We start from the raw sequence: 12,160 nt of genomic DNA, 5'->3' as shown, positions 1-12,160 counted from the left end.
GGGAGACCTCAGACGTTCTCGCGGGAAGGGGCGGCGGCGGGGGTGTCGCGGAAGAGGTTGATGGCGTCGATGTGCTTCGCGCGCAGCTCCTCGTCGCGCACGCCCAGACCCTCGCGCGGGGCCAGCGCGAGGACGCCGACCTTGCCCTGGTGGACGTTGCGGTGGACGTCGTGGGCGGCCTGCCCGGTCTCCTCCAGCGTGTACACGCGGGAGAGCGTCGGGTGGATCTTGCCCTTCGCCACCAGCCGGTTCGCCTCCCACGCCTCGCGGTAGTTGGCGAAGTGCGAGCCGACGATCTTCTTGAGCGACATCCACAGGTAGCGGTTGTCGTACTCGTGGGTGTACCCGGAGGTGGAGGCGCAGGTGACGATGGTGCCGCCCTTGCGCGTCACGTAGACGGAGGCGCCGAAGGTCTCGCGGCCGGGGTGCTCGAAGACGATGTCGACGTCCTCGCCGCCGGTCAGCTCGCGGATGCGCTTGCCGAACCGCTTCCACTCGCGGGGGTCCTGGTGGCTCTCGTCCTTCCAGAACTTGTAGCCCTCGGCGCTGCGGTCGATGATCGCCTCGGCGCCCATCCGCCGGCAGATGTCCGCCTTCTGGTCGTTGGAGACCACGCAGATCGGGTTGGCGCCGCCGGCCAGCGCGAACTGGGTGGCGTACGAACCGAGTCCGCCGCTCGCGCCCCAGATCAGGACGTTGTCGCCCTGCTTCATGCCCGCGCCGTTGCGCGAGACGAGCTGGCGGTACGCGGTCGAGTTGACGAGCCCGGGGGCCGCCGCCTCCTCCCAGCTGAGGTGGGCGGGCTTGGGCATCAGCTGGTTGGACTTGACGAGCGCGATCTCGGCGAGCCCGCCGAAGTTGGTCTCGAAGCCCCAGATGCGCTGCTCGGGGTCGAGCATCGTGTCGTTGTGGCCGTCGGACGACTCCAGTTCGACGGAGAGGCAGTGCGCGACGACCTCGTCGCCCGGGCGCCAGGCGTTCACGCCGGGGCCGGTGCGCAGCACGACGCCCGCCAGGTCGGAGCCGATGACGTGGTAGGGCAGGTCGTGGCGCTTGGTCAGCTCGCTGAGCCTGCCGTACCGCTCCAGGAAGCCGAAGGTGGAGACCGGCTCGAAGATCGAGGTCCAGACGGAGTTGTAGTTCACCGAGCTGGCCATGACGGCGACCAAGGCCTCGCCCGGGCCGAGTTCGGGCAGCGGGACCTCGTCGAGGTGGAGCGATTCGCGCGGGTCCTTGTCGCGGGTGGCGCGCCCCTCGAACATCCCCGCTTCGTCCTTGTGCACGGTCACCGCGCGGTAGGACTCGGGGAGGGGCAGCGCCGCGAAGTCGGCTGCGGTGCTTTCCTGCGACTGGATCGCGTCCAGGATTTCCTTCACGGTGATGCCTCCGGCGGGTGGTGTCTCCCCTGCTCGAACGGGCCGAGAGCCAGGGGAACGCTGGTGAGGAACGCTTCGGTGGTCCCTGCGGACAGGGAGCGGTGCGGTCTGGAGGTGTGCCGTCGGTTCGGCGGGTGGTGCTCGGCGTGCTCGGTGGAGCGGAAGGGTGCCTGTGACGCAGGCGTCCGGGCGCGCGGGCACGGTCGGCTCGCGGGGACAGCCGGCGTACGTCAGATCCGGTACGCCGGCCGCCCGGACACCTTCAACGTATGGCACTGCGTGACAGCTGACAAGGCACCGAGTGCCAACAATTTCTCTCAAGTGTCATCCGATGGGCACGCATGAGCAACACCATGGGCGTTCTGGCGCGGTCTGTCCCGCAGGAGAAGGGCTACGACGCGACGCGGTACACGTACGGCGTCGTGGTCGCGAGCGCCGAGAAGCCCAGCCGCGCCAGGATCGGCGCGGAGTCTGCCGACGCGTCGACCTGGAGGTACTCCACCCCGCGCGCGGCGGCCGTCCGTGCCCGGTGCGCCACCAGGGCCCGGTAGATTCCGCGCCCCCGCCACGCCGGGTGCGTACCCCCGCCCCACAGCCCCGCGAAGGAGGTGCCCGGGTACAGCTCCATCCGCGCCGAGCTCACCGGCAGCCCGTCCGCCACCGCCACCAGTCCGAAGAAGTCCTCCGGCGCCGCCGCCGCCAGCCGCGCCAGCAGGTGGTCGCGGAGCCATGAGGCGTCCCTGCCGAACGCCGCCTCGTGCGCGTCGGCCATCATCCGCACCCCGGCCTCGTCGTGCACCTCGCGCACCTCGACCCCGGCGGGCGGCCCGGCGTCGGCCGGCAGGTCGGCCACCGCCGCCACCATCAGCGTCTCCGGCGGCTCCGGGACGAACCCGGCGGCCCGCAGCCGGTCGCCGAGGTCGGCGGGGCGGTCGTGGCTGTACAGCTTCCACTCGAAGTGCGTGACACCGCGTGCCACGCGGAGTGCCTCGTAGTGCGCGACCTGCGCCGCCACGGCCGCCCCGGCGCCCTCCCCGTCGAGCGCCGGGGAAGACCACGCCACACCGTTCCAGTCGTCGGGTCCGCCGCTCCGGCGGACCACCGGCCCGTCCCGCTCCACCTGTACGCCGGGGCCGTCGGGGCAGGCGTGTTCCCGCATCTCGTCGTCGAACAGAGCCAGAAGTTCCTCGTGGGTACGCATCGGCGTACCCGACCACACCCCAAGAGGCCCGACCAGCGAATTTCGGCCGGGTCCGCGTCGATCACCCGTCCCCGGGGCAGACGCCCCCTCAGATGATCTTGTGTCTCGCAGGGCACACCGGCGGGGCAGGGACCCGGCCAGGACGAGGGGTGGAAACGGGATGCCGACAGGGATACGCGGACGTACGCGGACACGCCGCAGGGACTTCAGCCTCCGTCGCACGGCCGTGGGATTCGCCCTCGCGGCCCTCCTGCTCTGGGCCGGCGGCCTGCTCTTCCGCAGCCTCTGGGCCGGCGTGGGCGGGCATCCCGTCCTCTGGGGCGCCCTCGCCCTGCTCGGGTGCGCGGGTACGGTCCTGCCGCTGCGCCGGCGCCACCGGCGCAGGCGGGCCGCACGGCTGGCCGCTGCCGTCACCGAGGCCGCTGAGGACCTGGTGGACACCGCGCTGGCGGAGATCGACGAGGCGGCCGCGACGGTGCGGCAGGACGAGCCGGTGCCCGTGTACGAGCCGGGGTACGAACCGGAGTGCGAACCGGCTCCGGTGGACTTCGCGGCCCTCGATCCGTACGCCTTCGAGGAGGCGGTGGCGGAACTCTGCCGACGCGACGGCTGCCGGGACGCGGAGGTGGTGGGCGGTGCCGGGGACCTCGGCGCCGACGTGCTCGCCACCGCCCCGGACGGCCGGCGCCTCGTCGTCCAGTGCAAGCGGTACGGCCCGGCGAACAAGGTCGGCTCGCAGGATCTCCAGCGGTTCGGCGGGACCTGCTACGCCGTCCACGGCGCCGAGGTGGCGGTCGTGGTGAGCACGGGGGAGTTCACCACACCCGCCGCCGAGTACGCGGCGGCCTGCGGAATCGTCTGTGTCGACGCGGAGGCGCTGGCGGGCTGGAGCGAGGGCACGCTGCCGCCGCCGTGGGAACTCCCGGCCACCGTCGCCGGGCCGGGCCTGCCCGAGCCCGCCTGAGTCCGGGCCCGCGCCCCGGGGCCCGGGTTCAGCGCTCCTTCAGGGCCTGCTGGATCGTCCGCATGACCTCGTCGAGCGGGGCGTCGGTCCGCGCCACCGCGACCAGCACCTCACCGTCCGCCGTCACCGAAGCGGCGGGCGTACCCACGGACTTCGCCGGCTCGGTGCCGGCGATGCGGCCCGCGCCGATCCCGGTGCCGAAGGTCTCCCGGACGATGGCGAACGCGTGGTCCAGCTGGTCCTCCACGTCCCCCTTGCCGTCCGCCCGCAGCCAACGCCGCAGCACGTGGTTGTGGGCGGTCACCACCGCCGACGCGGCGACCTCGGCCAGCAGCGGGTCGTCGTTGCCCACATGGCTGTCGCGCTCGTCGAAGTGGCCCAGCAGGTAGCGCGTGAACAGCCGCTCGTAGCGGGCCACCGAGGCGATCTCGGCCTCACGGAGCGCCGGCACCTCGCGGGTGAGCTTGTAGCGGGCCACGGAGACTGCGGGCTTGGCCGCGTACATCTTCATGACCTCCTTGATGCCCCGGCACACCGTGTCGAGCGGGTGCTCGTGGGAGGGAGCCGCGTTCAGCACCGCCTCCGCACGCACCAGGGTGTCGTCGTGGTCCGGGAAGATCGCCTCCTCCTTCGACCGGAAGTGCCGGAAGAAGGTCCGCCGGGCCACGCCCGCGGCGCCCGCGATCTCGTCGACGGTGGTGCCCTCATAGCCCTGCGTCGCGAAGAGCTCCATGGCGGCAGCGGCCAACTCGCGGCGCATTTTGAGCCGTTGAGCTGCGGCGCGGGTGACTGCCGTGCTCTCCGGGGCGTCGGAGGCGGCGCTGGCACGGGGTGACCTGGCGGGCTGGGACATGGTGTGAACGTACTCCATGGGTGACGCGGAGTGTGCCCGAGGTGGTGTCTTGCGGATCAAGGTCCTTCATGACTGGCCGGACACGTGAGGGGCCGGCATCCGGCCACCTCCGTCCCTGTCCCGCCGGCTACCGGCCCGGGGCGACGACGGTGCCGGCGGAGGAGCCGCCGCTCGCCCTCAGCGCCGCGACCGCGGACACCGGGTCGTCCGCGTGGAAGCGGAAGGCGCGGCCCTCGGCCCGCCCGCCCATGACCCGTGTGTACCGCAGCGGCTCGGTGAGCTCCACGGTGCCGTTCCCGTCCACCGCGGCCGGCCCTCCGCGACCCTTCCCGGGCGCGCGTTCCCTGAGCGGCTCGGCGGCGCCGATGCGGTGGTAGTGCCGCACGGCGCGAGTCGGGACACCGACGGTGCCGCGGCGAGCTCTCCGATTCTCATGACCCCAGGAGAAACCTTGTCGCCGCGACCAGGTCAAGCGTCGTTTGGACAAGCCCCGTGGAGAGCGACAACGGGCCTCCCGGACGGCGGTCCGCCCGCGCGACCGGGCGGACCGCCACCGGGGGGCCGGGCTCAGCGCCGGGCGTGCTCGCGGAAGCCGCGCCCCGTCTTGCGGCCCAGGCATCCGGCCGCGACCAGGTGCTCCAGCAGCGGCGCCGGGGCCAGCCCCGGATCGCGGAACTCCTGGTGCAGCACCTTCTCGATGGCGAGGGAGACGTCCAGCCCGACCACGTCCAGCAGCTCGAACGGGCCCATCGGATAGCCGCCGCCGAGCTTCATCGCGGCGTCGATCTCGTCCAGCGTCGCGTAGTGCTCCTCGACCATCTTGATCGCGTTGTTGAGGTACGGGAAGAGCAGCGCGTTCACGATGAACCCGGCCCGGTCGCCGCAGTCCACCGGGTGCTTGCGCACCTTCGCGCAGACCTCCCGCACGGTGGCGTGCACGTCGTCGGCGGTCAGCACCGTGCGGACCACCTCGACGAGCTTCATCGCGGGCGCCGGGTTGAAGAAGTGCATCCCGATCACGTCCTCGGGGCGCGACGTCGCCCGCGCGACCGACACCACCGGCAGCGAGGAGGTGGTGGTGGCGAGCACCGCGCCCGGCTTGCAGACCTTGTCCAGCGTCGCGAAGAGCTGCTGCTTGACCAGCAAATCCTCGGCGACCGCCTCCACGGCGAGATCGACCCCGGCGAACGCGTCCAGGGAACCGGCCGGGGTGATCCGGGCCAGCGTCTCGTCCCGCGCCCCGGCGGTCAGCCGCCCCTTGGCCACGGAGCGCTCCAGGGAGTTGGCGATCCGCACCTTGGCGGTGTCCGCCTTCTCCTGGGTCCGGGCCGCGAGCACCACCGCGTACCCGGCTTTCGCGAAGACCTCCGCGATACCGGACGCCATGGTGCCCGAGCCCGCCACCCCGACCGCGGTGACCGTGCGCCCCGGGACGCCGGCCGCGTCCGCGCCCGGAGTGAGCGTGTCCGGGACCACGTCCTGGCTGCCCGGCGCCGCGTACGAGTAGAAGCCCCGGCCCGCCTTGCGGCCGGTCAGCCCGGCCGCGCTGAGCTGCCCGAGGACCGGTGCGGGCGCGTGCAGCCGGTCGTGCGAGGCGGCGTACATGGCCTCCAGCACCGTGCGGGCGGTGTCGATGCCGATCAGGTCGAGCAGCGCGAGCGGCCCCATCGGGAGGCCGCAGCCGAGCTTCATCGCGGCGTCGATGTCCTCGCGGGAGGCGTAGTTCGCCTCGTACATGGCGGCGGCCTGGTTGAGGTAGCCGAAGAGAAGGCCGTCCGCGACGAATCCCGGACGGTCCCCGACCGCGACCGGTTCCTTGCCCAGCTCACGCGCCAGCGCGGTGACGGCCTCCACCGCCGGCGGGGCGGTCAGCACCGAGGAGACCACCTCCACGAGCTTCATCGCCGGTGCCGGATTGAAGAAGTGGAGCCCGAGCACCCGCTCCGGACGCAGCGACTCGGCGGCCAGCCGGGTCACGGACAGGGCGTTGGTGCCGGTCGCCAGGATCGTGTCCGGCCCCACCACCGCGTCCAGCTCCCGGATCACCTGCTGCTTGATCTCGTACGACTCCGGCACCACCTCGACGACGAGTTCGGCGTCGGCGGCCGCCGACAGCTCGGAGGAGGTACGGAAACGGGCGAGGACGTCGTCGCGTTCCCGCTCGGTGAGGCGTTCCCGGCGCACGGCGCGGGCGGTGGAGGCCTCCAGCGAGGCGACCGCCCGACGGGCCGCCTCCGGGTCGGTGTCGATGCCGATGACCTCGCGGCCCGCGCGGGCCAGGACCTCGGCGATGCCGGTGCCCATGGTGCCGAGACCGACGACGGCGATGGTGGAGAAAGGGGTGTCCATCACGGGACTCCAGGGTGAGTGACGACTGTGAGGGAGCACGGCGCGCACGAGGGGCGAAGGAGCGCGCGCGTGCGGAAGGCGTGTCGAGGTGTACGGGCCGGGCCGCGGGAAACACGTCCCGGGCCCGAGGGGGACGGACCCTGTCCCGGGTCGCGTCACACGGGGCTTTCGCTGCTCACGAAGACCGCCGAACCGACATGCACTCCGGATGGCTGCGTCACCAGGCCACCGGAGCCTGCGGGGAGTGTGCCCCGCTCACATGAGACTAACCGGCGGGTAACGAGCGCGCCAGCCCGGAACCCTTGTGCTCTGGACCACACGTGGCCGTGTGTGCGAACGTCCGCACCCTCCGCACGGAACGTGTCCGTGGATACGCTGAGCGTCATGGACGAGGAGCCCGGACCACTCACGGCATCACCCACGAATGCGCCTACGGAATCGCCTGCCGAGTCGCTCATGGCCCGGCTGCGGGACGAGGCCGGCACGGCGGGGGAGGCGGAGTGCGCCCGGCTCGCCTCCACCACCGACCAGGAGGAACTCGCCCGGGCGCTCGTCGCACCCGGCCGCCCCCTCTGGTCCCGGGAACTCGCCGCCTACCGGCTCGGCTGCGCCGGGGACCGCCGGGCCTTCGAGGCTCTCGTGCTGCTGCTCAACCACCGGGACCCCGCGCGCTGCGCCTGCGCCGCCCACGCCCTCGCCGAGCTGCGCGACCCGCGCACGCCCCGCGCGGCGGCAGCGCTCGCCACCAACCCCCTGCGCTCCGCGTACGCCCTCCACTCCGTGCGCCTGCTGACCGCGCTGCGCGCCCCGGAGTCCGCACCCGCTCTGATCGCCACCCTGGAAGGGCTGCTCGCACCCGAGGAGCCGCACTGGCGGGTGGCGCTGGCGTGCGTGGAGGGTCTCGGGCAGCTCGGCGACGGCCGGGCCCGGTCCGTCCTGGAGTCGGCGCTGCCCCGCCCCAGGCTCTCCGGCGCCGCGGCCGAGGCCCTCAGCCTGCTGCCCGCGGGGTGAGCGACCGGACGTAGCGGACCTCGGGGACCATCAGGCCGCCCGCCTCGAAGTCCTCTTCCGCCCCGTCCCGGGTGAACCCCGCGCGCTCGTAGAAGCGGCGCGCCCCGGCGTTCTCCCGCAGCACCCAGAGCGCCAGCGTCGGGAACCCGTCCGCGACGGCCCGGGCCGTGACCTCGTCGAGAAGGGCGCGGCCCGTGCCGACCCCCGTGCGGTCGGGCCGTACGTAAAGCGTGTACAGCTCACCGCCCTCGGTCCGGCGCCCGTCGTCCTTGCGGTAGGCGCCGTAGCAGGCCCAGCCGACGACCTCCGGCGCCGGTGGACCGGGCGGCCCGGTCACCGCCACCAGGTTCACCGCGCCGCCCGCGGCGAGCCGCTCGCGCCGCAGCTCCGTCTCCCTGCCGAGGTCCATCGCGTCCAGATACGGCTGCGGCATCAGCCCGCGGTACGCGGACTGCCAGCCGCCCACCCGTATCGCGGCGACCGCCTCGCAGTCCTCGTCGGTCATCTCGCGCAGGTACGGGCCCGGGGCGGGCGCCGGGCGCGGGCCCGGGGTGTGCCGTGTCTTCATGACGGCCATCCTGGGGTACGCCCCGCCCGGGGATCCGGCCGGGCCCGCGCGCGGGTCAGCCCCGGAAGCCGAGCAGCCCGTGCAGGGTTCCGCCGCCGTTGCCCGAGGTGGTCCCGCTGTCGGTGGCGCGCAACGCCTTCTCGGCGGGCAGCGGCTTCGGGTCCGGGCGTGCCGCGCAGACCGCGTCCGGGTGCTCCCCGTCGGTCGCGGCCGGCAGCGCGCCGGTCGCGAGGTACCCCGACAGGTAGCCGTCCAGGCAGGTGTTGCCGCTCAGGGTGATGCCGTGGTTCCCGCCGCCCTGCTCCACGACCAGCCGGGAGCCCTTGAGCTTGCGGTGCATGCTCAGCCCGCCCTCGTACGGGGTGGCCGCGTCCTCGGTCGCCTGGAAGAGCAGCACCGGCGGCACCGCTTCGTTCGCGATCCGGACCGGTCCGAGCGGCTCCACCGGCCAGCTCGCGCACGGCGCGTTGTACCAGGTGTTGTTCCAGGCGATGAAGGGCGCCTTCGCGTCCACCGCCCGCGCGTCGGTGCGCCAGGCGGTCCAGTCCCGGGGCCAGGCGGCGTCGCGGCACTGGACCGCCGTGTAGACGGAGTAGCCGTTGCTGTCGTCGCCGGCCTCGCCGAACCGTTCGTACGCGGCGAGGAGCCCCTTCTCGTCGGCGTCGTTCACGTACGACGCGAACGCCTCGGCGAGGTGGGGCCAGTAGCCGTTGTAGTAGCCACCGGGCAGGAAGGTGTCCTCCAGCTCCCCGGGCCCGACCTTGCCGCCGGCCGGCTTCTCGGCGACCGCCGCCCGCATCCGGTACCAGGCCGCCTCGACGGCGTCGGGGTCCGCACCGAGGCGGTACGTCGCGTCGTTCTTCGCCACCCAGGCGGCGAAGGCCTTGTGGCGGGCGTCGAACGCGTAGTCCTGGGCGATGTTGTCCTCGTACCAGACGCCCTCGGGTTCCACGACGGAGTCGAGCACGAACCGCCGCACCCGGTCCGGGTGGAGCTGGGCGTAGACCGCGCCGAGGTAGGTGCCGTAGGAGTAGCCGAAGTAGTTGATCCGCCGGGCGCCGAGGGCTTCGCGGATCACGTCGAGATCCTGGGCCGTGCTCACGGTGTCCATGTACGGCAGCAGGTCGCCGTACTTGCTTCCGCACGCCTCGGCGAACGAGGCGGCCCGGTCGCGGAGCGCCCGCTCGGCGGTGAGGGAGGCGGGCACCGAACCGGGGCGCACCGGGTTGAAGTAGCCCGGCACGCAGTCGAGTTCCGGGGTGCTCTTTCCGACGCCGCGGCGGGTCGAAGCCGATCACGTCGTACTGGGCGGCGACCTCGGCGGGCAGGGCGGTGGACACGAATCCGGCCAGATTCAGTCCGCTGCCACCGGGGCCGCCGGGGTTGACCAGAAGCGGCCCCTGGAAGGTCTTCGCGGTGTGCGGGACGCGGGTGAGCGCGAGCGTGACCCGGCGGCCGTCGGGGTGGGCGTGGTCGAGCGGCGCCCGGACGGCGGCGCACTGGAGCGTCGGCCGGGCGTCCGTCGCGCACGAGGTCCACTTCAGGGGCGCGGGCGCGGCGCCGGTGTCGGCGGTCGCCGGAGCGGGCACGCCGGTCACCAGACCGGCGACCACCGCACTCGCGGCGACCAGGATTCCTGCACGGTTCGTCATACGGGCTCCCGGGGGCCGGTGCCGCTCCCGGCAGGCTTCGCCCCGTCGGGGGCAGACATCGCCGGTCGCGGCACTGGGGTTCGCGGCTGCGGAGGCGCAGCCTCGGCCGGATGCTCCCCGCGTTCACCCCGGGCCCGACGCGATCGGGCCGGAGTTGACCCGTACGGGCGGCCGGTCGGCGTCGTACCGGCGTCGAACCGCCCGGTGCGCGGGAGCCCCCGGGGGAGCCGCCGCCCCGTGAGCCCGGCTCAGAGAAGGGTGAGCTGGGTGGGCCCCGGCGCCTTGTCCTGACCGGACGCACCGCCCTCCGGCGGGCCGGACGTGCCGATCCGCCGGGCGGCGCCCCGGCCGGACGGGCCGATGCCGAACTCGGCGGCGATCTCGTGCACCTGACGCGTGATCCGCCGCTGGTACCAGGTCGGGGCGTACGACCCGCCCGCGTACATCCGCTCGTACCGGGCGACGAGGTGCGGGTGGTGGCGGCCCAGCCACGCCATGTACCACTCGCGGGCGCCCGGCCGCAGATGCAGCACGAGCGGGGTGACGGAGGTGGCCCCGGCTTCCGCGATCGCCCGGACCGTGGCCCGCAGCTGGTCCGGGCGGTCGCCGAGGAACGGGATCACCGGGGCCATCAGGACCGCGCACCCGATGCCCGCGTCGGTCAGGGTGCGTACGGCGGCCAGCCGGCGTCCGGGGGCGGGGGTACCGGGTTCGACGGTGCGCCACAGCTCGCGGTCGGTGAACCCCACCGAGACGGAGACGGACACCTCGGTCACCGCGGCGGCCTGCCGGAGCAGCTCCAGATCGCGCAGGATCAGCGTGCCCTTGGTCAGGATCGAGAACGGGTTCGCGCGGTCACGAAGGGCCCCGATGATCCCCGGCATGAGCCGGTAGCGGCCTTCCGCGCGCTGGTAGCAGTCGACGTTGGTGCCCATCGCGAGATGCTCCCCGCGCCAGCGCGGGGAGGCGAGTTCACGCCGGAGCAGCTCCACCGCGTTGACCTTGACCACGATCTGCGAATCGAAACCGGCCCCGGTGTCCAGGTCCAGATAACTGTGCGTCTTGCGCGCGAAGCAGTAGACGCACGCGTGACCGCACCCTCTGTACGGGTTGAGCGTCCATTCGAACGGCATCCGGGACGCTCCGGGCACCCGGTTCACGAGCGAGCGGGCGCGGATCTCGTAGAAAGTCATGCCGCGGAACTCAGGTGTGTCGAAGACACGCCTGGTCACCGCGTCCGCGGCGAAGAGCGCGCCGTCGGCGGCGCGGCTGCTCGGGGCGGTCCCGTCGTCGGCGGTGCTCTCGGGGGTCGCGGTGTTCTCGGGGGTCGCGGGTCTCTTGGGGTTCTCGGGGTTCTCGGGGTTCTCGACCAGGTGGTCCCAGCGCATCGGCACCTCCTCGGTGGCTCGATTCCGACAATAGAACATATGTTCCCTTGATCGTGCGGAGTGTCCTTCTGACGAGCTACCGCAGGACTTCCGGCCAGGTCGTGGCCGGCTATGGAGGGGAGGGTCTGGCCGGAGGTTCACCGGCCCGATTTTGAGCGGACCCTCCCGGGGTGGTTGGCTCATCCCGCCCCCCATCAACCGAGTGCTGGAGGAACAGCCATGGCGCAGGTCGAAGCCACGACGGAGCGGACCATCGCGGCGGAAGCGGAGACGGTGTTCGACGCGCTGGCCGACTACAAGGAGGTCCGGGGCAAGGTGCTGCCCGGACACTTCAGCGAGTACGAGGTCCGCGAAGGCGGCGACGGTGAAGGCACCCTCGTCCACTGGAAGCTCCAGGCCACGTCCAAGCGGGTGCGCGACTGCCTCCTGGAGGTGACCGAGCCGACCGACGGTCAGCTGGTCGAGAAGGACCGCAACTCCTCCATGGTCACCACCTGGACCGTCACCCCCGCCGGAGAGGGCCGCTCCAAGGCGGTCGTCTCCACCGTCTGGAACGGTGCGGGCGGCATCGGAGGCTTCTTCGAGCGGACCTTCGCCCCCAAGGGACTCGCCCGCATCTACGACGAGCTGCTCCAGAACCTCGCCGCCGAGGTCGAGAAGACCGGGAAGTAGGTCCCGTCGCCGGACGGTGGGCCCACCGCCACCGTCCGCGCCGGTCCCGTTCCCCCGCGCACCGCCCGCCACCCGGGGGCTCGGGCGCCTCACCGTAACGAGTGGTTTTCCAGGGCAACCTGTTGT

Annotated in this window: 10 protein-coding genes and 1 pseudogene; 3 read left to right on the top strand and 8 right to left on the bottom strand. The window is 72.9% G+C overall.

Features of this window, described 5'->3' with window-relative positions:
• Positions 1-8: 8 nt before the first annotated feature.
• Both ccrA and OHT52_RS02120 read right to left on the bottom strand, forming a co-directional pair.
• Positions 9-1,376, bottom strand: a complete 1,368-nt coding sequence (gene ccrA / locus OHT52_RS02125) for a crotonyl-CoA carboxylase/reductase (RefSeq protein ID WP_328718378.1) — start codon at positions 1,374-1,376, stop codon at positions 9-11.
• Positions 1,377-1,767: 391 nt separating this feature from the next.
• The gene (locus tag OHT52_RS02120) at positions 1,768-2,577 is read right to left on the bottom strand and encodes a GNAT family N-acetyltransferase (RefSeq protein ID WP_328718377.1); all 810 of its coding nucleotides are present in this window, start codon (positions 2,575-2,577) and stop codon (positions 1,768-1,770) included.
• A 160-nt stretch (positions 2,578-2,737) separates the two neighbouring features.
• On the opposite strand from OHT52_RS02120, the gene OHT52_RS02115 reads away from it, so the two are divergent.
• Entirely contained in the window at positions 2,738-3,541 is an 804-nt protein-coding gene (locus tag OHT52_RS02115) for a restriction endonuclease (protein WP_328718376.1), read from the top strand.
• Positions 3,542-3,569: 28 nt separating this feature from the next.
• Here the strand turns inward: OHT52_RS02115 and OHT52_RS02110 are convergent, their stop codons facing one another.
• From OHT52_RS02110 to OHT52_RS02100, 3 genes are all read right to left on the bottom strand, one after another.
• Positions 3,570-4,394 carry a TetR family transcriptional regulator gene (locus tag OHT52_RS02110; protein ID WP_328718375.1) on the bottom strand — a complete coding sequence of 275 codons (825 nt, stop codon included), beginning with the start codon at positions 4,392-4,394 and terminating at the stop codon, positions 3,570-3,572.
• A 127-nt stretch (positions 4,395-4,521) separates the two neighbouring features.
• A complete protein-coding gene (locus OHT52_RS02105; protein ID WP_328718374.1) occupies positions 4,522-4,779 on the bottom strand; it encodes a hypothetical protein in 258 nt (85 codons plus the stop codon).
• Between the two features lie 182 nt (positions 4,780-4,961).
• Positions 4,962-6,743 (bottom strand): 3-hydroxyacyl-CoA dehydrogenase family protein, encoded by a 1,782-nt coding sequence (locus OHT52_RS02100; protein ID WP_328723582.1) that lies wholly within the window; start codon positions 6,741-6,743, stop codon positions 4,962-4,964.
• A gap of 360 nt (positions 6,744-7,103) precedes the next feature.
• Here OHT52_RS02100 and OHT52_RS02095 point away from each other — a divergent pair, with 360 nt between their 5' ends.
• Positions 7,104-7,754: a HEAT repeat domain-containing protein gene (locus OHT52_RS02095; protein WP_443046456.1), complete on the top strand. Its 651-nt coding sequence runs from the start codon at positions 7,104-7,106 to the stop codon at positions 7,752-7,754.
• Here the strand turns inward: OHT52_RS02095 and OHT52_RS02090 are convergent.
• The 3 genes and pseudogenes from OHT52_RS02090 to OHT52_RS02080 all read right to left on the bottom strand — a co-directional run bounded on the left by OHT52_RS02090 (position 7,732) and on the right by OHT52_RS02080 (position 11,362).
• Positions 7,732-8,322, bottom strand: coding sequence for a GNAT family N-acetyltransferase (locus tag OHT52_RS02090; RefSeq protein WP_328718373.1), 591 nt, complete (start codon positions 8,320-8,322; stop codon positions 7,732-7,734). The genes OHT52_RS02095 and OHT52_RS02090 overlap by 23 nt on opposite strands.
• Positions 8,323-8,377: 55 nt before the next feature.
• Positions 8,378-9,974, bottom strand: a pseudogene (locus OHT52_RS02085) (alpha/beta hydrolase).
• A gap of 248 nt (positions 9,975-10,222) precedes the next feature.
• Positions 10,223-11,362, bottom strand: a complete 1,140-nt coding sequence (locus tag OHT52_RS02080; RefSeq protein WP_328718372.1) for an Rv2578c family radical SAM protein — start codon at positions 11,360-11,362, stop codon at positions 10,223-10,225.
• Between the two features lie 219 nt (positions 11,363-11,581).
• Here OHT52_RS02080 and OHT52_RS02075 point away from each other — a divergent pair, with 219 nt between their 5' ends.
• Complete coding sequence (locus tag OHT52_RS02075; RefSeq protein WP_328718371.1) at positions 11,582-12,034, top strand: SRPBCC family protein; 453 nt, start codon at positions 11,582-11,584, stop codon at positions 12,032-12,034.
• Positions 12,035-12,160 lie beyond the last annotated feature (126 nt).

The sequence above is a fragment of the Streptomyces sp. NBC_00247 genome (genome assembly GCF_036188265.1).
In the GTDB taxonomy this organism is placed as follows: Bacteria; Actinomycetota; Actinomycetes; order Streptomycetales; family Streptomycetaceae; genus Streptomyces.
Note: the sequence above shows the minus strand (reverse complement) of the source record. Positions and strands in the feature narration are given on the sequence as shown.

Excerpts from the sequence above, each read along its gene's own strand:
- OHT52_RS02120 (WP_328718377.1), bottom strand. The coding sequence starts at position 2,577 with ATGCGTACCCACGAGGAACTTCTGGCTCTGTTCGACGACGAGATGCGG.
- OHT52_RS02115 (WP_328718376.1), top strand. The coding sequence starts at position 2,738 with ATGCCGACAGGGATACGCGGACGTACGCGGACACGCCGCAGGGACTTC.
- OHT52_RS02110 (WP_328718375.1), bottom strand. The coding sequence starts at position 4,394 with ATGTCCCAGCCCGCCAGGTCACCCCGTGCCAGCGCCGCCTCCGACGCC.
- OHT52_RS02100 (WP_328723582.1), bottom strand. The coding sequence starts at position 6,743 with ATGGACACCCCTTTCTCCACCATCGCCGTCGTCGGTCTCGGCACCATG.
- OHT52_RS02090 (WP_328718373.1), bottom strand. The coding sequence starts at position 8,322 with ATGAAGACACGGCACACCCCGGGCCCGCGCCCGGCGCCCGCCCCGGGC.
- OHT52_RS02080 (WP_328718372.1), bottom strand. The coding sequence starts at position 11,362 with ATGCGCTGGGACCACCTGGTCGAGAACCCCGAGAACCCCGAGAACCCC.
- OHT52_RS02075 (WP_328718371.1), top strand. The coding sequence starts at position 11,582 with ATGGCGCAGGTCGAAGCCACGACGGAGCGGACCATCGCGGCGGAAGCG.